21 protein-coding genes are annotated in these 22326 nt (G+C 65.8%); 14 read left to right on the top strand and 7 right to left on the bottom strand.

Annotated elements, in window-relative coordinates; genetic code table 11:
- Positions 1-153: 153 nt before the first annotated feature.
- From N5C91_RS10095 to paaY, 5 genes are all read right to left on the bottom strand, one after another.
- Positions 154-1644, bottom strand: coding sequence for an aldehyde dehydrogenase family protein (locus N5C91_RS10095; protein WP_279829358.1), 1491 nt, complete (start codon positions 1642-1644; stop codon positions 154-156).
- Between the two features lie 16 nt (positions 1645-1660).
- Complete coding sequence (locus N5C91_RS10090) at positions 1661-2065, bottom strand: c-type cytochrome (RefSeq protein ID WP_279829356.1); 405 nt, start codon at positions 2063-2065, stop codon at positions 1661-1663.
- Positions 2066-2484: 419 nt separating this feature from the next.
- A complete protein-coding gene (gene feaR / locus N5C91_RS10085) occupies positions 2485-3402 on the bottom strand; it encodes a transcriptional regulator FeaR (protein WP_054907012.1) in 918 nt (305 codons plus the stop codon).
- 164 nt (positions 3403-3566) lie between these two features.
- Positions 3567-4490 carry a phenylacetic acid degradation operon negative regulatory protein PaaX gene (paaX, locus tag N5C91_RS10080; protein ID WP_054907013.1) on the bottom strand — a complete coding sequence of 308 codons (924 nt, stop codon included), beginning with the start codon at positions 4488-4490 and terminating at the stop codon, positions 3567-3569.
- Between the two features lie 77 nt (positions 4491-4567).
- Positions 4568-5167 (bottom strand): phenylacetic acid degradation protein PaaY, encoded by a 600-nt coding sequence (gene paaY, locus N5C91_RS10075; RefSeq protein WP_236174893.1) that lies wholly within the window; start codon positions 5165-5167, stop codon positions 4568-4570.
- Between the two features lie 365 nt (positions 5168-5532).
- Between paaY and paaF the strand changes: the two genes are divergently transcribed.
- From paaF to paaZ, 13 genes are all read left to right on the top strand, one after another.
- Positions 5533-6306: a 2,3-dehydroadipyl-CoA hydratase PaaF gene (gene paaF / locus N5C91_RS10070; protein ID WP_236174892.1), complete on the top strand. Its 774-nt coding sequence runs from the start codon at positions 5533-5535 to the stop codon at positions 6304-6306.
- 72 nt (positions 6307-6378) lie between these two features.
- A complete protein-coding gene (gene paaG / locus N5C91_RS10065; protein WP_236174891.1) occupies positions 6379-7170 on the top strand; it encodes a 2-(1,2-epoxy-1,2-dihydrophenyl)acetyl-CoA isomerase PaaG in 792 nt (263 codons plus the stop codon).
- 3 nt (positions 7171-7173) lie between these two features.
- Positions 7174-8691 carry a 3-hydroxyacyl-CoA dehydrogenase PaaH gene (paaH, locus tag N5C91_RS10060; protein ID WP_279829353.1) on the top strand — a complete coding sequence of 506 codons (1518 nt, stop codon included), beginning with the start codon at positions 7174-7176 and terminating at the stop codon, positions 8689-8691.
- On the top strand, positions 8684-9124 hold the full coding sequence (gene paaI, locus N5C91_RS10055; RefSeq protein ID WP_236174889.1) for a hydroxyphenylacetyl-CoA thioesterase PaaI: 441 nt from the start codon (positions 8684-8686) through the stop codon (positions 9122-9124). The genes paaH and paaI overlap by 8 nt, the downstream gene beginning before the upstream one ends.
- Complete coding sequence (pcaF, locus tag N5C91_RS10050; RefSeq protein WP_279829350.1) at positions 9121-10335, top strand: 3-oxoadipyl-CoA thiolase; 1215 nt, start codon at positions 9121-9123, stop codon at positions 10333-10335. Before paaI ends, pcaF begins: the two co-directional genes overlap by 4 nt.
- Before the next feature lie 173 nt (positions 10336-10508).
- Positions 10509-11828, top strand: coding sequence for a phenylacetate--CoA ligase PaaK (gene paaK, locus N5C91_RS10045; protein ID WP_236174887.1), 1320 nt, complete (start codon positions 10509-10511; stop codon positions 11826-11828).
- 344 nt (positions 11829-12172) lie between these two features.
- Complete coding sequence (locus tag N5C91_RS10040; RefSeq protein WP_236174886.1) at positions 12173-12526, top strand: DUF1428 domain-containing protein; 354 nt, start codon at positions 12173-12175, stop codon at positions 12524-12526.
- Positions 12527-12950: 424 nt separating this feature from the next.
- Positions 12951-13943 (top strand): 1,2-phenylacetyl-CoA epoxidase subunit PaaA, encoded by a 993-nt coding sequence (paaA, locus tag N5C91_RS10035; RefSeq protein ID WP_054907021.1) that lies wholly within the window; start codon positions 12951-12953, stop codon positions 13941-13943.
- A gap of 20 nt (positions 13944-13963) precedes the next feature.
- Positions 13964-14245: a 1,2-phenylacetyl-CoA epoxidase subunit PaaB gene (gene paaB, locus N5C91_RS10030; protein WP_024764426.1), complete on the top strand. Its 282-nt coding sequence runs from the start codon at positions 13964-13966 to the stop codon at positions 14243-14245.
- A gap of 11 nt (positions 14246-14256) precedes the next feature.
- Positions 14257-15018 (top strand): 1,2-phenylacetyl-CoA epoxidase subunit PaaC, encoded by a 762-nt coding sequence (gene paaC / locus N5C91_RS10025; protein ID WP_279829344.1) that lies wholly within the window; start codon positions 14257-14259, stop codon positions 15016-15018.
- Positions 15005-15538, top strand: coding sequence for a 1,2-phenylacetyl-CoA epoxidase subunit PaaD (gene paaD, locus N5C91_RS10020; RefSeq protein ID WP_054907023.1), 534 nt, complete (start codon positions 15005-15007; stop codon positions 15536-15538). Before paaC ends, paaD begins: the two co-directional genes overlap by 14 nt.
- Before the next feature lie 167 nt (positions 15539-15705).
- Entirely contained in the window at positions 15706-16782 is a 1077-nt protein-coding gene (gene paaE / locus N5C91_RS10015) for a 1,2-phenylacetyl-CoA epoxidase subunit PaaE (RefSeq protein ID WP_236202131.1), read from the top strand.
- A 307-nt stretch (positions 16783-17089) separates the two neighbouring features.
- The gene (gene paaZ, locus N5C91_RS10010; RefSeq protein ID WP_279829338.1) at positions 17090-19141 is read left to right on the top strand and encodes a phenylacetic acid degradation bifunctional protein PaaZ; all 2052 of its coding nucleotides are present in this window, start codon (positions 17090-17092) and stop codon (positions 19139-19141) included.
- Between the two features lie 94 nt (positions 19142-19235).
- Here paaZ and N5C91_RS10005 read toward each other — a convergent pair whose 3' ends face one another.
- On the bottom strand, positions 19236-19676 hold the full coding sequence (locus N5C91_RS10005; RefSeq protein WP_279829336.1) for a hypothetical protein: 441 nt from the start codon (positions 19674-19676) through the stop codon (positions 19236-19238).
- Positions 19677-19748: 72 nt separating this feature from the next.
- Positions 19749-20645: a LysR family transcriptional regulator gene (locus N5C91_RS10000; RefSeq protein ID WP_236174880.1), complete on the bottom strand. Its 897-nt coding sequence runs from the start codon at positions 20643-20645 to the stop codon at positions 19749-19751.
- 133 nt (positions 20646-20778) lie between these two features.
- Between N5C91_RS10000 and N5C91_RS09995 the strand changes: the two genes are divergently transcribed.
- Entirely contained in the window at positions 20779-22287 is a 1509-nt protein-coding gene (locus N5C91_RS09995) for a CoA-acylating methylmalonate-semialdehyde dehydrogenase (protein ID WP_279829334.1), read from the top strand.
- Positions 22288-22326 lie beyond the last annotated feature (39 nt).

The following is a 22326-nucleotide window of genomic DNA, read 5'->3' as shown; positions in this document are numbered from 1 at the left end:
CGCCTAGTCCTTGCTCGCGAACCGCCCTGCAGCAGTGCCGCCGGTTGATCGCGAGCGAGCTCGCTCCTACAGGCTTGCCACACCTGAATGGCGCGCAAAAAAAAACGGGCCCGAAGGCCCGCTGCTAAACGAGGGTGTTGCTCTCACTATCAATCAGTGCGCGATGCACACCGACTTGATCTCGGTATAGGCCTCGACCACCGCGCGGCCGAACTCGCGGCCCATGCCCGACTGCTTGACGCCGCCGAAGGGCATGCTCGGGTCGAGCAGCACGTGGGCGTTGACCCACACGGTGCCGGACTCGATGCGCGGCACCAGGTTCATCGCCTTGCTCAGGTCGTTGGTCCACAGGCTCGCGCCCAGGCCGTATTCGCTGTCGTTGGCCATCTCGATGGCCTGCTCTTCATCGTCGAACGGCAGCACCGCCAGAACAGGGCCGAAGACTTCGTCACGGGCCACGGCCATCTGCATGGTCACGTCCGCCAGCACGGTGGGCTGCACGTAGAAGCCATTGCCAGCGATCTGCTCACCGCCACAGACGATGCGCGCACCCTGCTCGCCGGCGCGGGCAATGTGCTCCAGCACGCTGCGCTGCTGCTTGGCAGACACCAGCGGGTTGATCTGCGCGGACGGGTCCATGCCCTCGCCCAGGCTCATGCCGGCGACGGCAGCAGCCAGCTTTTCGACGAACTCGTCGTAGCGCGAACGATGTACGTAGAAGCGCGAAGCCGCAGCGCAGACCTGGCCGTTGTTCAGCAGGCCGCCCAGCAGCGCACCCTGCACGGCGTTGTCGATGTTGGCGTCGGCGAGGACGATCATCGGGTTCTTGCCGCCCAGTTCCAGGGCGAAGCGGGTCATGTTCTGCACGGCGGCCAGGCCGACGCTGCGACCCACCGCGGTGGAACCGGTGAAGGACACCTTGTTCACCAGCTTGTGGCTGGCCAGGCCGCCACCGATACGCGGGCCGTCGCCGGTCACCAGGTTGAACACACCAGCCGGCACCCCGGCTTCGAAGGCCAGTTCAGCCAGGCGCAGGGCGGTCAGCGGGGTTTCCGAGGCGGGCTTGATCACCACGCTGTTACCGGTGGCCAGTGCCGGGATCAACTTCCACACGGCGATCATCAGCGGGAAGTTCCACGGCACGATGCCAGCCACCACGCCCACCGGCTCGCGGCGGGTGTAGGCGGTGAACTTGGCGCCGGGCGGCAGCGGAATGGAGACGTTCAGCGTCTGGCCTTCGATCTTGGTCGCCCAGCCGGCCATGTAGCGCATGAACTCGACGGTGGCGCCCACGTCCAGCATGCGCGCGATGTTGATCGATTTGCCCTGGCTGAGGGTTTCCAGTTGGGCCAGTTCTTCACCGTTGGCTTCCACCAGGTCGGCGAAGCGCAGCAGGATGCGCTCGCGGTCGGCCGGGCGCAGGTCAGCCCAGACGCGCGACTTGAACGAAGCGCGGGCAGACTTCACCGCTTGGTCGAGCAGGTCGGTGCCGATGTCGGCAACGCTGGAAATGGCCTGGCCGGTGGCCGGGTTGAGCACGTCGGTACGCGCGCCCTCGGGCACCACCCAGGCGCCGTCGATGAAGCAGCCATGCTTGCGCTGCAGGAAGGCCGTGACCTTGGGCAGAGTCTGTGTGACGTTCATGGTCTCTCCTGGAATATCAGTGCTGCTGGCTCAGCCAGCAGGTGAGCGCCCGCCGCTCGGCCGCATCGGCCAGGCCTGCGAAGGGCATGTAGGTTCCCGGCACGGCGGCCTGGGGCTGGCTGACGAAGGCGTCGAGGTTGTCGCGCGACCAGGCCGCGCCCTTGCCTTTCATGGCCTGGGAATAGCTGAAGCCGGCGAGCGAGCCGGCCATGCGGCCGACCACGCCATGCAGGTTGGGGCCCATCATGCCGGGGCCGTCAGCCTTGGCGGTGTGGCAGATCGAGCAGTCGCGGGCGAAGACGGTTTCGCCTTTCTGCGCATCGTTCGCCGGGCAGTCGCCGGCGAACGCCAGGATCGGTTGCAGCAGCGCGCCGGCCAGCAGCAGGCCGAGGGCACCGAATCGGAGCTTGTTGCGGGACATCGGGAAATCACCTTCGAGTACAGCTTGCGGCCGGATGGCGCGCGTCATCGACGGTGATTGTTGCCAGCGGCGCAGAGGCGGGTCTTTTCCTCTGTGCCAGACGTGTTGGCGGGAGTGCCAAGGTGGCGCTCAGGTGACCACGGTCATGGCGGGAAAGCGTTCGCGAGCAAGCTCGCTCCTACGTTCCCCGGATAGGCCACAGCCGCTCTTCGTAGGACCGAGGGGGACGCCCAGTCATTGCTCGCGAACCCGGCTGGCGTATGAGCCGGATGCAGGCAGCATGGGTATCGCTGCGCTCCACCCATCCTACAAAGGAGTCAGTCGGGAGCTGCGAGCCTCAACGTAGGATGGCCTGGAGCGTAGCGATACCCATCAATAGGCGGCACAAGGCCGCCAGGTATCGCCGTCCACCGACTGGTTCAATTGGCGTAACGCTTGCGATACTCGCCCGGCGATACGCCGAAGCGACCCTTGAACGCCGTGGAGAAGTAGCTCGAATCGGAGAAGCCCCAGGCATAGCCCAGCGCCGACAGCTTCTGCTCGAACTGGGCGTTGCGCAGGGTTTCGGCGCAGAAGTCCAGGCGACGGTTCTTGATGTACTGCGCCACCACCAGGCCCTTCTTGGCGAACATGCGGTACAGGCCGCGCACCGAGATGCCCACTTCACGGGCGATCAGCTCGGGGCAGAGCTCCTCGGCGCCGATGTGCTGGTCGATGAAGGCGGTGGCCTTGCGGAACATGCGCTCGTGGTTGTCCTGCTCGGCGTCGTGGCTGGCCAGCGCCGGACGCAGCAGCGTCACCAGGGCGTCCAGGGTCGCTTCGCTTTCCAGCATGCCGAGGCTTTCCTGCTGGCTGGTCTCTACGATCAGTCGATTGGCGAGCACGGCGATCGGCGAGCTGGCGGGGATCTTCGAGGCGCAGGTGACTTCGGACATGCGCAGGCCGCGCTCGATCACCTGGCGCGGCAGGATCAGCGAGAGCTGCCGGGACTCCTCCAGGTAGGTCATGTCGCTGGGCCGGCTGGCGTCGATCAGGCTGATGTCGCCACGCGACAGCTCCACGCGGTTGTCGCCCTGCTCCAGGCGCGAACGCCCTTCCAGCTGGAACACCGCATAGTAGTGGCCGCCGGCGCTGGAGCCGACCTCCTTGCTGGTCCGGTACAGGTGCACCTGGGCCATGTCGACCACGGAAAGCTTGATCGCCCCGCCCTGGTACTCGCGCAACCGTCCATGGAACTGGGGGCCGAGGGTGCGCGCATCGAAACGACCGCACGCCCGGTTGACCTGTCCCAGCCACGCCTCGAAAGCGTCATCCCTCAATGTCGATGAAGAATTCATGACCTGCAAAGCCTCACACGCATTGTTTGTTGTTATTCAGCGAAGGCCTCATGGGCCTGTCGTCATTGTCCGTCGCCGGTCTTCTCGGGAAGACTCTGCGTCGGTGTCCCCGTCCTGCAACCGCAGCGTTGCAGAGCGGGAGGCATTTTTCACGCCAACTCCTGTCAGTTCAATCCGCCGAAACGCTTGTAGAAGCTCTCGCCGACATCCGGTAGCGGACCGTCGGCGGTCTCCAGGTTGCGGTTCAGCCAGTCCTCGGCCTTGGCGTGGATCAGTCGATAGATGTTGCGGCACAGCTGTCGCGCAGCGCGGCCTTCCCAGTCACCCGGCAGCAGTTCGTCGGGCAGTTGTGGGTCGCGCAGCAGCAGCCGGCGGTATTCGTGGATCAAAAGGGTGCGTGCCAGGAAGCAGTCTTCCGGGCGCAGCTGGTCCTGCTCGCGCAGTGCCTGCCAGAGCGGGCGGAACAGCTGGATGAATTCGCTGTAGTGCTCGCCGAGTTCGTCGATCTTCCAGCTCTCGCGCACCTGCATGCGCATGGCGCGGGAAGCCAGCACGTCCTGGGCGCGGGTTTCGAAGACGATGCAGTCGTCGGCGACTTCGAGGTCCTGCAGGGTCGCCATGACGTCGCTGCGGTCGGCGCGCGGGCAGGCCATGACGGTCGGCGAGATCGCGCCGAAGCCCTGCCATTCCAGCTCCTCGCGGACCTGCTTGCGCTTGTCGGCAGCGATCTGCGAGAGCATCACCAGGGTCCAGGAGCCGTCCCAGGCCGGCAGGCTGGAGCTGTAGACGCGCTTGAAAGCCTTTTCGAAGCGACGCCGGCCGGTGCCGGTCAGGCTGTAGTAACTGCGCCGGCCGACCTTCTCGGCGGTCAGCCAGTCTTCCTTGGTCAGGCGGAAGATCGAGGTGCGGATCAGCCGCTCGTTGATGCCGAACGGCTCCAGCAGATTGATCAGGCTACCCAGCCAGACGGTACCGCCGTGGGGTTCGATGGCATCGCCGTACAGGGTGATGATCAGCGAACTGGCGCGGATCGGCGTCTGTTCCTGGAAGCGATTGATCAGCTGATTCAGCGGTGCTAGAGCGGTCATGGCACGTTGCGCAGTCGGAGGAGCGGCGACTATACCTGCCCGCCGCACCGCCTGACCATTGGAGCGAACCCCAGTACTCATGCGCCCTTCCCTGTCTTGGGTCGAAAACCGGAATCGCCCAGGCGCGGGCGCTCTTCTTCTATCTCTGCCAGCGGCTGGCATTCCACCAGGCTTTCGATGCAGCGCCTGGCCAACGCCTGGTATTCCTCGGTGCCACGGCGCTTCCAGGCGATCTCTTCGTCGCTGAGGCTGCGCTTGACGCTGGCCGGCGCGCCCATCACCAGGCTTTGCGGAGCGCACTCAAACTTGGCCTTGACGAAGGCGGCGGCTGAAACGATGGAGCGAGCACCGATCCGGGCGTAATCCATCACCACGGCATTCATGCCCACCAGGGCGTCCTCGCCGATCCGGCAGCCGTGCAGGACGGCGCCATGGCCAATGTGGCCGTTGCGCTCGACGACGGTGTCGCTGTCCGGGAAGCCGTGCATGACGCAGGTGTCCTGAAGGTTCGCACCCTCTTCGAGGACGATCCGCCCGAAATCACCGCGCAGTGCCGCCAGAGGACCGACGTAACAGCCAGGGCCGACGATAACGTCGCCGATCAGCACGGCGGTGGGATGGACATAGGCGGTCGGGTGTACGACGGGGCGCACGCCTTCGAGGCTGTAGCAAGGCATCGGGTTCTCCAGCTTTACGGCATCACTGCGCAAAGCGATTTGTTCTTTTGCAAATCTTGTATCACATCAAATCAAACCGACCAATCTAAATCTGTCGTATCGCTTTTGAGGAGGATCGAAAGCCACTCAAAAACCCTTGATAAACCAGCAAATACGCAGAATACGTGTTTGCAGAAGACCAGCAGTGTCATCTGCCCATTGGCAACGGTAGAAACATTTTAGACACGCGATACAACTTTCGTAGTTGTTTTTCTGTATCGCTTTAGGCCTATACTGCGGAAAGGCCGGAGACGGGCAACGCCTGCCTCCCATAATTCCAATACCAGCCGGCCACGAAGCCGTGCGTGCAGCCTGAGGACGATGTCATGCCTCGCACCCTTGCCGTTCAGATGCCTGAAGCGGGCGTCCGCCTGATCACCCTGCAGCGCCCCGAGGCGCTGAATGCCCTGAACACCGAACTGCTCGGTGAACTGGCCGCCGAACTCGACGCCGCCGAGCAGGACAGCGAAACCCGCGCCGTGGTGCTCACTGGCAGCCGCAAGGCCTTCGCCGCCGGCGCCGACATCAAGGAGATGGCCGAGCGCGACCTGGTCGGCATCCTCAACGACCCCCGCGTCGGCTACTGGCAGCGCATCGCCGCCTTCTCCAAACCGCTGATCGCTGCCGTCAACGGCTTCGCCCTGGGCGGCGGCTGCGAGCTGGCCATGCACGCCGACATCCTGATTGCTGGCGAAGACGCCCGCTTCGGCCAGCCGGAAATCAACCTCGGCATCATGCCCGGTGCCGGCGGCACCCAGCGCCTGCTGCGCGCCGTGGGTAAGCCGCTGGCCATGCAGATGGTCCTCACCGGTGAAGCCATCGACGCGCGCCACGCCCAACGCGCCGGCCTGGTCAGCGAAGTCACCCAACCCGAATTCACCGTCGAGCGCGCCCTGCAGATCGCCAAGCTCATCGCTGCCAAGGCGCCGCTTGCCGTGCGCCTGGCCAAGGAAGCGCTGCTCAAGGCGCAGGACACCGATCTTGCCACCGGCCTGCGCTTCGAACGCCACGCCTTCACCCTGCTGGCCGGCACCGCCGACCGCGACGAAGGCATCCGTGCCTTCCAGGAAAAGCGCAAGCCAGCCTTCCTTGGCCAATAGAACCAGGACCGCTGAGCGCACCCCCCTTTCTTTTCTGGCAAAAGCCTGCGTATTGACGGAGCGAGCCCGCCCATGAACTTCGAGCACATCCTGTTTTCCATCGAGGACGGCGTCGCCCTCCTCAGCCTGAACCGCCCGGAGCAACTGAACAGCTTCAACGCCGCCATGCACGGCGAAGTGCGTGAGGCGCTCAAGCAGGTCCGGCAGAACCCGGAAGCCCGCGTGCTGCTGCTGACCGGCGAAGGCCGCGGCTTCTGCGCCGGCCAGGACCTGTCCGACCGCAACGTCGCACCCGGCGCGGAAGCGCCTGACCTGGGCCAGTCCATCGAGCAGTTCTACAACCCGCTGATCCGCACCCTGCGCGACCTGCCGCTGCCGGTCATCTGCGCGGTGAACGGCGTGGCCGCAGGCGCTGGCGCGAACATCCCGCTGGCCTGCGACCTGGTGCTGGCGGCGCGTTCGGCCAGCTTTATCCAGGCCTTCTGCAAGATCGGCCTGATCCCCGATTCCGGCGGCACCTGGACGCTGCCGCGCCTGGTCGGCATGGCCCGCGCCAAGGCCCTTGCGCTGCTGGGCAATCGCCTGAGCGCCGAGCAGGCCGAGCAGTGGGGGCTGATCTACCAGGTGGTGGACGACGCCAACCTGCGCGAGGAAGCCCTCAAGCTCGCCCGCCATCTGGCCACCCAGCCGACCTATGGCCTGGCGCTGATCAAGCGCAGCCTCAACGCCAGCCTGAACAACAGCTTCGACGAGCAGCTGGAGCTGGAGCGCGATCTGCAGCGCCTGGCCGGGCGCAGCGAGGACTACCGCGAGGGCGTGGCCGCCTTCATGGACAAACGCACCCCCAGCTTCAAGGGCCGCTGATCGATGAGCGCACTTTCGAAAGACGCAAAAGTCGCGGTGATCGGCGCCGGCGCCATGGGCGCGGGTATCGCTCAGGTTGCCGCCCAGGCCGGTCATCCGGTGAAGCTTTATGACAACCGCCCCGGCGCCGCCGCCCAGGCCATCGACGGCATTGACCGCCAGCTCGGCCGGCTGGTGGAGAAAGGCAAGCTCGGCGCCGAGGAGCGCCACGCCATCGTCGCCCGCCTGCAGCCGGTGGAAGCCATCGAGGCGCTGGCAGACTCGAAGCTGGTGATCGAAGCCATCGTCGAGAACCTGGAGGTCAAGCGCGGCCTGTTCCAGCAGTTGGAAGCGCTGTGCGCAGAAGATTGCATCCTCGCCAGCAACACCTCCTCGCTGTCCATCACCAGCCTCGCCGCCGGCCTCAAACGCCCGCAGCAGGTGGTCGGCATGCACTTCTTCAACCCGGCGCCGCTGATGGCACTGGTGGAAGTCGTCTCCGGCCTCGCCACCGATCCTGAGCTGGCCGACAGCCTGTATGCCACCTCGCTGGCCTGGGGCAAGAAACCGGTGCACACCAGGTCGACTCCCGGCTTCATCGTCAACCGCGTAGCGCGCCCCTTCTACGCCGAAAGCCTGCGCCTGCTGCAGGAAGGCGCCGCCGACTGCGCGACGCTGGATGCGCTGATGCGTGATGCCGGCGGCTTCCGCATGGGCGCCTTCGAGCTGACCGACCTGATCGGCCACGACGTCAACTACGCCGTCACCTGCTCGGTATTCGCCGCCTACTACGGCGACTTCCGCTTCCAGCCCTCGCTGATCCAGAAGGAGCTGGTGGACGCCGGTCGTCTCGGCCGCAAGAGCGGTCGCGGCTTCTATGACTACGCCGAAGGTGCCGAGCGCCCGCAGCCGGCCAGCCTGAGCAGTGCCGCGCATGTCAGCGCCTGCGTGCTGGAGGGCGACCTGGGCGTCGCCCAGCCGCTGGTGCAGCGCCTGAAAGATGCGGGCATCGAGATCGTCCAGCGCGCCGGCAATGGCCTGCTGCGTGTCGGTGATGCAGTGATCGCGCTGTCCGATGGCCGCCTCGCCAGCCAGCGCGCCAGGCAGGACGGCCTGCGCAATCTGGTGCTGATCGACCTCGCGCTGGATTACGCCAAGGCCTCGCGCCTGGGCATTTCCTGCTCGGCAGATACCACACCCGAAGCACTGGAGCAGGTCGTCGCCCTGCTGGCCAAGGCCGGCATCGCCACCAGCCGCCTGAGTGACACACCCGGTCTCGCCGTGCTGCGCACCGTGGCGATGCTCGCCAACGAAGGCGCCAACGCCGTGCTGCAAGGCGTCGGCAGCGCCGCTGACATCGACCTCGCCATGCGCGCCGGGGTGAACTACCCGCAGGGCCCGCTGGCCTGGGCCGGGCAGATCGGCATCGGCAACGTGCTGTGCGTGCTCGACAACCTGCAGGCCGCCTACGGCGAGGACCGCTATCGCCCGTCCCTGCTGCTGCGCCGCCTGCATGCCGAGGGGAGAACCTTTCATGACTGACGCCACCCGTCTGGCCCGCGACTGCGCCGAAGCCATGTACGAGCGCGACCAGGCCACCCGCCGCATGGGCATCCAGCTGCTGGATGCAGGCCCGGGAAGCGCCAAGCTGTCGATGCGCGTGCGCGAGGACATGATCCAGGGCCACGGCACCTGCCACGGCGGCTACCTGTTCGCCCTGGCCGACTCGGCCTTCGCCTTCGCCTGCAACAGCTACAACGACGCCACCGTCGCCATCGGCTGCAGCATCGATTACGTGGCGCCAGCCCGTGAAGGCGACGAGCTGATCGCCAGCGCCTGCGAGCAGAGCCGCAGCGGCCGCACCGGCAACTACGACGTGCGCATCGAGAATTCCCAGGGCCAGCTGATCGCCCTGTTCCATGGCAAATCCTACAAAGTGCGCGGCACCGTGCTGGCGCAGGAGACCTCCGCATGACAGACCTCACTGACGCCCTGATCATCGACGCCGTGCGCACACCGATTGGTCGCTACGCCGGCGCCCTGTCCGGCGTGCGCGCCGACGACCTCGCGGCGATTCCGATGAAGGCCCTGATGCAGCGCCACCCGGAGCTGGACTGGAGCGCCATCGACGACGTGATCTTCGGCTGCGCCAACCAGGCTGGCGAGGACAACCGCAACGTCGCCCATATGGCCTCGCTACTGGCTGGCCTGCCGGTCAGCGTGCCCGGCACCACACTCAACCGCCTGTGCGGCTCCGGCCTTGACGCCGTGGGCAGCGCTGCCCGCGCCCTGCGCTGCGGCGAGGCCGGGCTGATGCTGGCCGGCGGCGTGGAATCCATGTCCCGCGCACCGTTCGTGATGGGCAAGTCCGAGCAGGCCTTCGGCCGCACTGCGGAAATCTTTGACACCACCATCGGCTGGCGCTTCGTCAACAAGCTGATGAAAAAGCAGTTCGGCATCGACTCCATGCCGGAAACCGCCGAGAACGTCGCCGAGCAGTTCAACATCAGCCGCGAAGACCAGGATGCCTTCGCCCTGCGCAGCCAGCACAAGGCCGCCGCCGCCCAGGCCAACGGCCGCCTGGCGAAGGAAATCGTCCCGGTGGAGATTCCCCAGCGCAAAGGCCCGGCCAAGGTGGTCGAGCAGGACGAACACCCGCGCGGCGATACCACCCTGGAGCAACTGGCCAAGCTCGGCACGCCGTTCCGCGAAGACGGCAGCGTCACTGCCGGCAACGCCTCGGGCGTCAACGACGGTGCCTGTGCACTGCTGATGGCCTCCCCGGCCGCCGCCGCGCGTCACGGCCTGAAGGCCCGCGCCCGGGTGGTCGCCATGGCTACCGCTGGTGTCGAGCCGCGGATCATGGGCATCGGCCCGGTGCCGGCGACCCGCAAGGTGCTGGAGCTGGCCGGCCTGTCGCTGAACGACATGGACGTGATCGAACTCAACGAAGCCTTCGCCGCCCAGGGCCTTGCCGTGCTGCGCGAGCTGGGCCTGAAGGATGACGACGCACGGGTGAACCCCAACGGTGGCGCCATCGCCCTCGGCCATCCGCTGGGCATGAGCGGTGCACGCCTGGTCACCACCGCCCTGCATGAACTGGAGGAACGCGGTGGCCGCTACGCCCTGTGCACCATGTGCATCGGTGTCGGCCAGGGCATCGCCCTGATCATCGAACGAATCTGATCCACAGGGAGCTTCGGACCCCGCACCGCCAGTCGCCAAGTGCACCGGCTGGCAGACAGAGCAACGTCTCTGGCAGGGGTTCGAATCCTTCCGCGAACGGGGGCGTTATGCTGCTCCCATGACACTCGCAGCCCGCTTACGGGCTGGCGTACAAGAACAAATCGAGTGAACCCATGAACATGTACCATGATGCCGAACGTGCCCTGCTTGACCCGATGGAGACCGCCAGTGTCGACGAGCTGCGCCAGCACCAGCTGGAGCGCCTGCGCTGGAGCCTCAAGCACGCCCACGACAACGTCCCGCTGTACCAGAAGCGCTTCGCCGAGGCTGGCGTGCACCCGGACGACCTGACCTCCCTGGACGATCTCGCCAGGTTCCCCTTCACCGGCAAGAACGACCTGCGCGACAACTACCCCTACGGCATGTTCGCCGTGCCGCAGAACGAGATCGTGCGCCTGCACGCCTCCAGCGGCACCACCGGCAAACCCACCGTGGTCGGCTACACGCAGAACGATATCGACACCTGGGCCAACGTGGTCGCGCGCTCCATCCGCGCCGCCGGCGGCCGCAAGGGTGACAAGGTGCATGTGTCCTACGGCTACGGCCTGTTCACCGGCGGCCTGGGCGCGCACTACGGCGCCGAGCGTCTGGGCTGCACCGTGATCCCGATGTCCGGCGGCCAGACCGAGAAGCAGGTCCAGCTGATCCGCGACTTCCAGCCGGACATCATCATGGTCACGCCGTCCTACATGCTCAACATCGCCGACGAGATCGAGCGCCAGGGCGTCGACCCGCACAGCCTCAAGCTGCGCCTTGGCATCTTCGGCGCCGAGCCGTGGACCGCCGAACTGCGCCGCGCCGTGGAAGAACGCATGGGCATCACCGCCCTGGACATCTACGGCCTTTCGGAAATCATGGGCCCGGGCGTGGCCATGGAATGCGCCGAGACCAAGGACGGCCCGACCGTCTGGGAAGACCACTTCTACCCCGAGATCATCGACCCGGTGACTGGCGCGGTATTGCCGGACGGCCAGTACGGCGAGCTGGTGTTCACCTCGCTGTCGAAGGAAGCCCTGCCGATGATCCGCTACCGCACCCGCGACCTGACCCGCCTGCTGCCGGGCACCGCACGGCCGATGCGGCGCATCGACAAGATCACCGGGCGCAGCGACGACATGCTGATCATCCGTGGCGTCAACGTGTTCCCGACTCAGGTCGAGGAGCAGGTGCTGAAGATCAAGCAGCTCGCCGAGTGCTACGAGATCCACCTGCACCGCAACGGCAACCTCGACTGCATCGATGTCCACGTCGAACTCCGCCACGACCAGCAGGGCCTGTCGGCGGACGAACAGAAGTCCATCGGTAGCGAACTGGGCAAGCAGATCAAGACCCACATCGGCGTCAGCGCCCGCGTGCTGGTGCAGCCGAGCCACAGCCTCAAGCGCTCGGAAGGCAAGGCCTGCCACGTGTATGACAATCGGCCCAAGGGCTGATTGGCCGGCGTGACTGAAAGCCCCGCTTCGGCGGGGCTTTTTATCTTCCGAAGGAGTGATTTAGAACCTCGGCGCGCGCAATCACCCCTCACCCCAACCCTCTCCCAGAGGGAGAGGGAGTAGTTCGCAGATGCCGGCTGGCTCAGTATTCCTCTTCACGCCGAACGGTCCCCTCTCCCTCTGGGAGAGGGTTAGGGTGAGGGAACGCCCTAGCCCACCGTTCCCGCAACACGACAACCATCCGTCGCCCACCCGCCATCCCTGTCGATCTATCTGCCCCTCCTTCGACTATTCCTCAAAGGCAGGCGGCATCCGGCCGCCTACCCAGTCGCAGGAGAAGAGCGATGACCTATGTCGATGGTTTCCTCGTACCGGTGCCCACCGCCAGCCGTGAGCGCTACATCGAAGTGGCGCGTAAGGCGGCGGCGCTGTTCAGGGAGCATGGCGCACTGAGCGTGGTCGAGTGCTGGGGCGATGACGTGCCCGAGGGCAAGGTGACCTCCTTCCCCATGGCGGTGAAGCGCAAGGAGGACGAAACCGTGGTGTTCTCCTGGATCACCTGGCCCAGCAAGCAGGCGCGGGACGAAGGCATGAAGAAGTTCATGGAGGACGCGCGGATGAAGACCGACTTCAACGACATGCCCTTCGACGGGCAACGCATGATCTTTGGCGGCTTCCAGGTGATCGTCCAGGCCTGATCCCCGTGGCTTTACTGTAGGAGCGAGCTTGCTCGCGAACCGCTCGACGCCTGGTCATCGGCAAGCATGGTTCGCGAGCAAGCTCGCTCCTACAACCCCTCCTAACCACCACATATGATTCATTCATAAAAATACATTTGCGTATCACTTTGTCATCTTTCCGGTGAATGGCAGGCGCCATTCACGCCCAGGCAAATACGCCGCAGAATTCCGATAAACCCCTGCAAAATGCTCACTTTTTACCGAATTATTTCGGTGAAACGTGCTCCTTTGCGCGCCCACCTGCCCCCAAAATCCCGCCAAAGCGATACACAATCCATTTACGACACATCATTTATTGTTAGACATTCATTTCTGTATCATTTAAAACTACAGCCATGGCCAAGGCCGCCCCACGAACAAGACAAAAGGCTGGAGACACAGCATGTACGCACAACTGGTTGAGACCGGCGTGAAGCGCATCAAGGCGCTGGACGAGATGTCGCCGGAAGAACGCGCCTTCCAGGAAAAGATCGATGCCGAGATCAAGATCGAGGCGAAGAACTGGATGCCCGACGCCTACCGCCAGACGCTGATCCGGCAGATTTCCCAGCACGCCCACTCCGAAATCGTCGGCATGCTGCCCGAGGGCAACTGGGTGACCCGCGCGCCGACCTTGAAGCGCAAGCTGCAGCTGATGGCGAAGATCCAGGACGAAGCCGGCCACGGCCTCTACCTCTACAGCGCGATGGAAACCCTGGGCGCCGACCGCGACGCCGAGATCGCCAAGCTGCACAGCGGCAAGGCCAAGTACTCGAGCATCTTCAACTACCCGACGCTGAACTGGGCCGACATGGGCGCGGTGGGCTGGCTGGTGGATGGCGCGGCGATCGTCAACCAGGTGGTGCTCCAGCGCACCTCCTACGGCCCCTACTCGCGCGCGATGATCCGCATCTGCAAGGAAGAGAGCTTCCACCAGCGGCAGGGCTACGAAATTCTCCTGACCATGATGCGCCACGGCAACCAGGCGCAGAAGGACATGGTCCAGGACGCGATCAACCGCCTCTGGTGGCCGGCGCTGATGATGTTCGGCCCCAGCGACGCCGACTCCCCCAACAGCGCCCAGTCCATGGCCTGGAAGATCAAGCGGCAGAGCAACGACGAACTGCGCCAGCGCTTCGTTGACCAGACCGTGCCGCAACTCGAACTGCTCGGCTGCACCGCCCCGGACCCGGACCTGAAGTGGAACGAGGAACGCGGCCACTACGACTTCGGCGACATCCAGTGGGAAGAATTCTACGAAGTGCTCAAGGGCAACGGCCCGTGCAACACCGAGCGCGTTGCCACCCGCCGCAAAGCCATCGAAGACGGCGCCTGGGTCCGCGAAGCCGCGGTCGCCTACGCCCGCAAACAACAACAGAAGAAAGACGCAGCCTGAGTCGCGAGGAGACAGAAGCCATGTCCGAATGGACCCTTTTTGAAGTGTTCGTCCGTAGCAAGCACGGCCTGAACCACAAGCATGTCGGCAGCGTCCATGCCGCCGACGCCGCCATGGCCATCGAGAACGCCCGCGAGCTGTACACCCGCCGCAACGAAGGCGTAAGCCTGTGGGTCGTGCCCTCCGCGCTGATCACCGCCTCCTCCCCCGACGAGAAGGACCCGCTGTTCGACCCGGCGCAGGACAAGGTCTACCGCCACGCCAGCTTCTACGAGCTGCCGCCCGAAGTCGGCCACATGTGAGATCGCGTGCGATGAACCCGAACTCTGACAAGATCGAATACCTGCTGCGCCTCGCCGACAGCGCCCTGATCCAGGGCCAGCGCCTGTGCGAATGGTGCGGCCACGCCCCGGCCCTGGAAGAAGAGCTGGCGCTGATGAACGTCGGCCTCGACCTGGTGGGCCAGGCGCGCAACTGGTACGAGTACGCCGTAGAACTGCTGGACGACGGCCGCGACGCCGACCACCTGGCGTTCCGCCGCGACGAGCGCGCCTTCCGCAACCTCCTGCTGGTCGAGCAGCCCAACGGCGATTTCGCCGTGACCATCGCCAAGCAGTTCCTCTATGACGCCTGGCACTTCCATGTGCTGCACGCCCTGAGCAGCTCCAGCGACGAGCGCATCGCCGCCATCGCCGCCAAGGGCCTGAAGGAAGTCACCTACCACCTGCGCCGCTCCTCCGAGTGGATGCAGCGTCTGGGTGACGGTACCGACGAGAGCCATGCGCGCATGCTCGCGGCGATCCCGCAGGTGTGGCGTTTCACCGTCGAGCTGTGCAACGCCGACGAAGTGGAACAACGCCTGTCCGCCGAAGGTGTCGCGCCGAACCCGCAAGAGCTGGCCGCCGCGTGGAAAGCCAAGGTTGCCGACATCTTCGCCGTCGCGACCCTGCCGCTGCCGGAGCCTGCGGTGAACTTCTACCTCAGCGGCCGCCGTGGCCTGCACACCGAGCACCTGGGCATTCTCCTGGCCGAGATGCAGTTCCTCCAGCGGGCCTACCCCGATGCAACCTGGTGAGCTGATTACCAGCGATCGCGGCGCGCGCGCCGGCACGGCTGATGACCTCAGCCGTGCCTGGAACGTGCTCGGCGCGGTAATGGACCCGGAGGTGCCGGTGGTCAGCGTGGTCGAGCTGGGCATCGTGCGCGGGCTCGACTGGCAGGACGGGCACCTGCACGTGGTGGTCACCCCCACCTACTCCGGCTGCCCGGCCACCGAAGTCATCGAGCAGGACATCCAGCACGCCCTGGAGCACGCCGGCTTCGCTGCGCCGCAACTGGAGCGCCGGCTGAGCCCGGCCTGGACCACCGACTGGATCAGCGACAGCGGCCGCCAGGCGCTGCGCGACTACGGCATCGCCCCGCCGGCCGGCAGCACCAGCAAGCGCAGCCTGCTTGGCGAGACCCCGGAAGTGCGCTGCCCGCAGTGCGGCAGCCTGCACACCGAGCAGCTCAGCCAGTTCGGCTCCACCGCCTGCAAGGCGCTGTACCGCTGCATCGACTGCCGCGAACCGTTCGATTACTTCAAGTGCATCTAGGAGGACGAAGACAAACTGCTGCGCTCGGCCATGCGTCGCTGGAGACGACTTCGAAATGCTCACTCACCAATGTGAACTGCGCTTCCGAAGCCGCTTCCGCCTCGTCCGACCTTCGCTCGCGACGTTTGTATTCGCCCTCCGTGCGGTAGAACCGCAGGAGAACAACAATGAGCAAATTCCACAGCCTTACAATCAAGGAAGTGCGCGCCGAAACCCGCGATGCCGTGTCCATCGCCTTCGACGTCCCGGCGGAGCTGGCCGACAGCTTCCGCTTCCAGCACGGCCAGCACCTGGTCATGCGCACCCAGCTCGACGGCGAGGAAGTGCGCCGCTCCTACTCGATCTGCAGCGGCGTGAATGACGGCGAGCTGCGCGTGGCGATCAAGCGCGTACCGGGCGGGCGCTTCTCCGCCTACGCCAATGAGGCGCTGAAGGTCGGCGCCAGCCTGGAGGTCATGCCGCCAGCTGGCCACTTCAATGTCGAACTGGACCCTGCGCGCCATGGCAACTACCTGGCGGTCGCCGCCGGCAGCGGCATCACGCCGATCCTCTCGATCGTCAAGACGACCCTGGAAACCGAGCCGCACAGCCGCGTCACCCTGCTCTACGGCAACCGCTCCAGCAACGCCGCGATGTTCCGTGAGCAGCTCGAAGACCTGAAGAACCGCTACCTGCAACGCCTCAACCTGATCTTCGTGTTCAGCCGCGAGCAGCAGGACGTCGACCTCTACAACGGCCGTATCGACGCTGACAAGTGCGGCCAGCTGTTCAGCCGCTGGCTCGACGTGAAGAGCCTGGACGCCGCCTTCATCTGCGGCCCGCAGGCGATGACCGAGACGGTGCGCGACCAGCTCAAGGGCAACGGCATGCCGGCCGAGCGCATCCATTTCGAGCTGTTCGCCGCCGCCGGCAGCGAGAGCAAGCGCGAAGCGCGCCAGGCTGCCGCTGCTGTCGACAGCGCCAAGAGCCAGATCACCGTGATCAGCGACGGCCGCGAGCTGTCCTTCGAGCTGGCCCGCAACAGCGTCAGCGTGCTCGACGCCGGCAACGCCCAGGGCGCCGAACTGCCGTACTCGTGCAAGGCCGGCGTGTGCTCGACCTGCAAGTGCAAGGTGGTGTCCGGCGAGGTGGAAATGGACAGCAACTTCGCGCTGGAGGACTACGAGGTGGCGGCGGGCTACGTGCTGAGCTGCCAGGCGTATCCGCTCAGCGACAAGGTGGTCCTCGATTTCGACCAGCTCTGATCCAGCTCTTTGTAGGAGCGAGCTTGCTCGCGAACCGATCGACGCCAGCGTGGCGGCGAAATCGATCGCGGACGGAGTCCGCTCCTACCCAAGGCCGATCCCCCCGTAGGAGCGGACTCCGTCCGCGATCGGCCACGCCCCACGAAGAGTCGTTCACGTTTCACCGCCAGCGGCCCACAAGGCCCCTGGCGCCCCTAATCCGGCGGCATCGTCCCGCCAATGAAGAATGCGCCGCCGACGCCCACCCGGCGCGGCGGTCACCGGCAGCAGCCGGCCCCCTTGCGTAGCGATCCGGAGGACAACAACCATGGCCCAAGAGCCTATCCTGCAAAGTTTCATCGGCGGCCGCTGGGTCGGCCAGCACGGCGCCCAGGCGCTGCGTAGCGCGCTCAATGGCCAGACCGTGGCGCGCACCCACGAAGAGACGCTGGACTTCGCCGAAGCCGTCGCCCACGCCCGTGAGCAAGGCCTGAAAGAACTGATGTCCATGGACTTCCAGCAGCGCGCCCAGCGCCTGAAAGCCCTGGCGCTGTACCTGACCGAGCGCAAGGAACAGCTCTACGAGATTTCCCGCCACAGCGGCGCCACCCGCGCCGACAGCTGGATCGACATCGAAGGCGGCGCCGGCACCCTGTTCGCCTACGCCGGCGTCGGCGGCCGCGAGCTGCCCTCGGGCAACGTGGTCCACGAAGGCCCGGCCATGCCGCTGGGCAAGACCGGCAAGTTCGCCGGCAGCCACATCCTGGTGCCGCGCGGCGGCATCGCGGTGCACATCAACGCCTTCAACTTCCCCATCTGGGGGATGCTGGAGAAGTTCGCGCCGAGTTTCCTCGCCGGCATGCCCTGCATCGTCAAACCGGCCACCGCCACCAGCTACATCACCGAAGCCGCCGTGCGTGTGATGCATGAATCCGGCCTGCTCCCGGCCGGCAGCCTGCAACTGATCATCGGCGGCACCGGCGACCTGCTGGACCGTCTGCAAGGCCAGGACATCGTCACCTTCACCGGCTCCGCCGACACCGCCGCCAAGCTGCGCGTCAATCCGATCCTGATCCGCAACTCGGTGCCGTTCAACGCCGAGGCCGACTCGCTGAACTGCGCCATCCTCGCTCCGGACGTCACCCCCGACGACGAGGAATTCGACCTCTTCGTCAAGGAAGTGGCCCGAGAGATGACCGTCAAGGCCGGGCAGAAATGCACCGCCATCCGCCGCGCCATCGTGCCCGCCAAACACATCGATGCCGTGGCCGAACGCCTGCGCGAGCGCCTGGCCAAGGTCGTGGTTGGCGATCCCTCAGTGGAAGGCGTGAAGATGGGCGCCCTGGCCTCCCACGCGCAGCAGGCCGACGTCGCCGAGCGCGTGGAAGCCCTGCTGAAATCCAGCGAACTGCTCTTCGGTGCCAAAGATGGCTTCACCCCGCGTGGCGATGGCGTCAGCGAAGGCGCGTTCTTCGCTCCGACCCTGCTGCGCAGCCGCGACCCGCACGCCGAAGGCGGCGCCCACGACATCGAGGCGTTCGGCCCGGTGACCACCCTGATGGCCTACGACGACGTCGACGAAGCCGTCACCCTGGCCGCGCGCGGCAAGGGTAGCCTGGTGGCGAGCCTGATCACCCGTGATCCGCAGGTCGCCGCGACAGTCGTCCCGGTGATGGGCGCCCTGCACGGCCGCCTGCACATCCTCGACCGCGAGTCCGCCGCCGAATCCACCGGCCACGGTTCGCCGCTGCCGGTACTCAAGCACGGCGGCCCGGGTCGCGCCGGTGGTGGTGAAGAACTGGGCGGCGTGCGCGCGGTGAAGCACTACCTGCAGCGCACCGCCGTACAGGGCTCGCCGACCATGCTGATGGCCGTTACCGGCGAGTACGTGCGCGGCGCCAAGGTCTACGAGACCGAGGTGCACCCGTTCCGCCGCTACTTCGACGAGCTGAAGATCGGCGAATCGCTGCTGACCCACCGCCGCACCGTCACCGAGGCCGACCTGGTCAACTTCGGCTGCCTGTCGGGCGACCACTTCTACATGCACTTCGACGAGCTGGCAGCCAAGGACTCGCAGTTCGGCAAGCGCATCGCCCACGGCTACTTCGTGCTCTCGGCAGCCGCCGGCCTGTTCGTCTCGCCCGGCGTCGGCCCGGTGCTGGCCAACTACGGCCTGGACACCCTGCGCTTCATCAACCCGGTGGGCATCGGCGACACCATCCAGGCGCGGCTGACCTGCAAGCGCAAGATCGACCAGGGCAAGAAGAGCCCCAAGGGCGAGCCACAGGGCGTGGTGGCCTGGGACGTGGAAGTGACCAACCAGCTCGGCGAGCTGGTGGCCAGCTACGACATCCTCACCCTGGTGCTCAAGCGCGCGTGACGCGCTGAACATGGCGGCGCACGGAAGCTTTGCGCCGTTCCGCAGCAACCAGCAGCCGCAAGGGGCCGGCCATGGCCAGCCCCTTGCGGCATTTTCAGTACAGCCCGGTCGCGCTTCCCGGCTCGAAGACCGGAGTCTGATTGGCCTGGATCATGTTGTAGCTGAGCATGAACGCCACGCCGCCCTCGCTGGCCAGCGCCTGGCTCACCCAGCCGATCGGGTTGTTGAACAGCGAATCATCCGGGTTGAGTACGCCGATGGCCGCGGTGTCGGGATCGTCATCCCAGGTGACGTCGCCCCAGTGCCACCCCAACCCGAGCACGAACTGTCGGCCCAGCAGGGCACCCAGGGCGAACACCGCGTCGTCGTCCACTTCGCGCCGCTGCGCCTTGGCATCGCGCACGTACTCGGTGATCACCGCGACCACCTCATGGGGTGGCAGCTCTGGCGCCAGTCGAAGTAGCGCCAGCGCCTGCTGCTGCAGGTCTTCCAGTTGTTGTTGCAGCTCCGCCGACAGCGGAATGATGACGGCCATTCTTCCCTCTCCTGAAACGTGCCCGCGCTGTCCCGGCGAGCCCCTGTCACTGTTGATACTGCCTACCAGCGCTTACACGGCGCGGCCCATCAATCTGTCCTGGCTGCCCTCGGCCTTTTCCCGGAGGAAATCCCAGGTCGTGCGCATCCGTGCGATGTCCTTGAGTTCGGCCGGCATCAGCATCCAGAAGGTGCGCACGAACTCGATTTCCCCGGCCAGCACCGGCTGCAACGAGAGGTCTTCGCTTGCCGCGAACGCCGGCAGGATCGCCAACCCGGCCCCCTGCGCCACCGCGCGCTGCTGGGCGAGGATGCTGGTACAGCGCAGCGCCATGTGCAGCGGCCGGCCGATCTCGTCGAGATACTGCAGCTCCTTGCTGTACAGCAGGTCATCGACGTAGCCGACCAGGGCATGTTCGCGCAGGTCGTCGCGATTGCGGATCGGCCCGCGTTCGGCCAGATAATCCTTCGAGGCATAGAGACGCAGCACGTAGTCGGTGAGTCGGGTAATGATGTAGGGCCCTCGGCCGGGGCGCTCCAGGGTGATGACGATGTCTGCCTCGTGGCGCGACAGCTGCAGCGCGCGCGGCACCGCCAGGAGGTCGAGGCCGAGGTGCGGGTGACGCTGGTTCAGCTCCACCAGCTGCGAGGTCAGCAATGTCGAGCCATAGCCCTCGGTGGCGCCGATACGCACCTTGCCGGAGAGATTGTCCTCGGCCCCGGCGAGGCGTTTCTCGATCACCTTGCACGCACTTTCCATCGCTTCGGCCTGGGGCAACAGGCCGTGACCCGCCTCGGTCAACCGATAGCCGGCAGGCTCACGCACCAGCAATTGTGCGCCGATGCTTTTTTCCAACGCCTGCAGGCGGCGGGCAACCGTGGTGTGGTCCACGCCCAGGCGCCGCGCGGCGACGGTGAGCTTGCCAGCACGGGATAGCTCGAGGAAAAACCGCAGGTTGTCCCAGTCCATGCGCGCTCCTGTATGCGCTCTCTATCTGCAAAAATGCAGACCATACTTGCACATCACCTCATTGAGCACATCAAAAATGCACTGCTAGGATCGAACCACACAAGAACAAGGCCTTCAGGCTGGGAGAACCCCGATGACCGCAACTGCCGTCCCGACCGTCAAACTCTTCCTCGACGGCAAGCCCGTCGAGTCCACCACCTCCGAATGGCGCGAGGTGATCAACCCCGCCACCCAGGAAGTCCTCGCCCGCGTGCCGTTCGCCACGCCCGAGGAAGTCGAGCGCGCGGTGGCCAGCGCCAAGGCCGCGTTCAAGACCTGGAAGAAGACGCCCATCGGCGCCCGCGCGCGCATCTTCCTCAAGTACCAGCAACTGATTCGCGAGAATATGAAGGAACTCGCGGCGATCCTCACCGCCGAACAGGGCAAGACCCTGCCCGACGCCGAGGGCGACGTGTTCCGCGGCCTGGAAGTGGTCGAGCACGCAGCGGGGATCGGCAACCTGCAACTGGGCGAGTTGGCCAACAACGTGGCCGGCGGCGTGGATACCTTCACCATCCTGCAGCCCATCGGCGTGTGCGCCGGCATCACGCCCTTCAACTTCCCGGCGATGATTCCGCTGTGGATGTTCCCGATGGCCATCGCCACCGGCAACACCTTCGTCCTCAAGCCTTCCGAGCAGGACCCGATGGTGACCATGCGCCTGGTCGAACTGGCCCATGAGGCCGGCGTACCGCCCGGCGTGCTCAACGTGATCCACGGCGGCCCGGACGTGGTGAATGCCATCTGCGACCACCCGGACATCAAGGCCGTTTCCTTCGTCGGCTCGACTCGCGTCGGTACCCACGTCTACAACCGCGCCTCGCTGGCCGGCAAGCGCGTGCAGTGCATGATGGGGGCGAAGAACCACGCCGTGGTGCTGCCCGACGCCAACAAGGAGCAGACCCTCAACGCCATTGCCGGTGCAGCTTTCGGCGCCGCCGGGCAGCGCTGCATGGCGGTGTCGGTGGCGATCCTGGTGGGTGAAGCCAACGAGTGGATTCCGGACCTGGTAGCCAAGGCGCAGACCCTCAAGGTCAGCGGCGGCACCGAGGCCAACACCGACGTCGGCCCGCTGGTGTCCTGCGCGGCGCTGGACCGCGTCAGCGGCCTGATCGAGCGCGGCACCCAGGAAGGCGCCAAGCTGGAGCTGGACGGCCGCAACCCGCAGGTGGCCGGCTACGCCAAGGGCAACTTCGTCGGCCCGACCGTGTTTTCCGGTGTCACCCCGCAGATGAGCATCTACCGCGAGGAAATCTTCGGCCCGGTGCTCTGCGTGGTGTCGGTGCAGACCTTCGACGAGGCCATCGAGCTGATCAACGCCAACCCCAACGGCAACGGTACCGCGCTGTTCACTCGTTCCGGTGCTGCCGCGCGGCACTTCAAGGAGGAAATCGACGTCGGCCAGGTGGGCATCAACGTGCCGATCCCGGTGCCGGTGCCGCTGTTCTCCTTCACCGGCTCGCGCGGCTCCAAGCTCGGCGACCTCGGCCCGTACGGCAAGCAGGTGGTGCAGTTCTACACCCAGACCAAGACCGTCACCGAGCGCTGGTTCGACGAGAATGAGGTTGGCGGTGCAGTGAACACCACCATCAACCTCAAGTGATCCCTTAGAAACGCCTGCCCGCCCGCCTGCCCCGAGCCG

Origin of the sequence: Pseudomonas sp. GD03903 (assembly GCF_029840045.1) — a bacterium.
Classification (GTDB): domain Bacteria; phylum Pseudomonadota; class Gammaproteobacteria; order Pseudomonadales; family Pseudomonadaceae; genus Pseudomonas; species Pseudomonas pseudonitroreducens.
The sequence above is the reverse complement of the archived record's forward strand: the minus strand, read 5'-3'. Positions and strand labels throughout refer to the sequence as shown.

Coding starts and splice junctions, on each gene's coding strand:
- paaY (WP_236174893.1), bottom strand. CDS start 5,167: ATGCCTTGCTACAGCCTCGAAGGCGTGCGCCCCGTCGTACACCCGACC.
- paaB (WP_024764426.1), top strand. CDS start 13,964: ATGTCCGAATGGACCCTTTTTGAAGTGTTCGTCCGTAGCAAGCACGGC.
- paaH (WP_279829353.1), top strand. CDS start 7,174: ATGAGCGCACTTTCGAAAGACGCAAAAGTCGCGGTGATCGGCGCCGGC.
- paaX (WP_054907013.1), bottom strand. CDS start 4,490: ATGACCGCTCTAGCACCGCTGAATCAGCTGATCAATCGCTTCCAGGAA.
- paaE (WP_236202131.1), top strand. CDS start 15,706: ATGAGCAAATTCCACAGCCTTACAATCAAGGAAGTGCGCGCCGAAACC.
- paaK (WP_236174887.1), top strand. CDS start 10,509: ATGAACATGTACCATGATGCCGAACGTGCCCTGCTTGACCCGATGGAG.
- N5C91_RS10040 (WP_236174886.1), top strand. CDS start 12,173: ATGACCTATGTCGATGGTTTCCTCGTACCGGTGCCCACCGCCAGCCGT.
- paaF (WP_236174892.1), top strand. CDS start 5,533: ATGCCTCGCACCCTTGCCGTTCAGATGCCTGAAGCGGGCGTCCGCCTG.
- paaZ (WP_279829338.1), top strand. CDS start 17,090: ATGGCCCAAGAGCCTATCCTGCAAAGTTTCATCGGCGGCCGCTGGGTC.
- feaR (WP_054907012.1), bottom strand. CDS start 3,402: ATGAATTCTTCATCGACATTGAGGGATGACGCTTTCGAGGCGTGGCTG.
- paaC (WP_279829344.1), top strand. CDS start 14,257: ATGAACCCGAACTCTGACAAGATCGAATACCTGCTGCGCCTCGCCGAC.
- N5C91_RS10005 (WP_279829336.1), bottom strand. CDS start 19,676: ATGGCCGTCATCATTCCGCTGTCGGCGGAGCTGCAACAACAACTGGAA.
- paaA (WP_054907021.1), top strand. CDS start 12,951: ATGTACGCACAACTGGTTGAGACCGGCGTGAAGCGCATCAAGGCGCTG.
- paaI (WP_236174889.1), top strand. CDS start 8,684: ATGACTGACGCCACCCGTCTGGCCCGCGACTGCGCCGAAGCCATGTAC.
- paaD (WP_054907023.1), top strand. CDS start 15,005: ATGCAACCTGGTGAGCTGATTACCAGCGATCGCGGCGCGCGCGCCGGC.
- N5C91_RS09995 (WP_279829334.1), top strand. CDS start 20,779: ATGACCGCAACTGCCGTCCCGACCGTCAAACTCTTCCTCGACGGCAAG.
- N5C91_RS10090 (WP_279829356.1), bottom strand. CDS start 2,065: ATGTCCCGCAACAAGCTCCGATTCGGTGCCCTCGGCCTGCTGCTGGCC.
- N5C91_RS10000 (WP_236174880.1), bottom strand. CDS start 20,645: ATGGACTGGGACAACCTGCGGTTTTTCCTCGAGCTATCCCGTGCTGGC.
- pcaF (WP_279829350.1), top strand. CDS start 9,121: ATGACAGACCTCACTGACGCCCTGATCATCGACGCCGTGCGCACACCG.
- paaG (WP_236174891.1), top strand. CDS start 6,379: ATGAACTTCGAGCACATCCTGTTTTCCATCGAGGACGGCGTCGCCCTC.
- N5C91_RS10095 (WP_279829358.1), bottom strand. CDS start 1,644: ATGAACGTCACACAGACTCTGCCCAAGGTCACGGCCTTCCTGCAGCGC.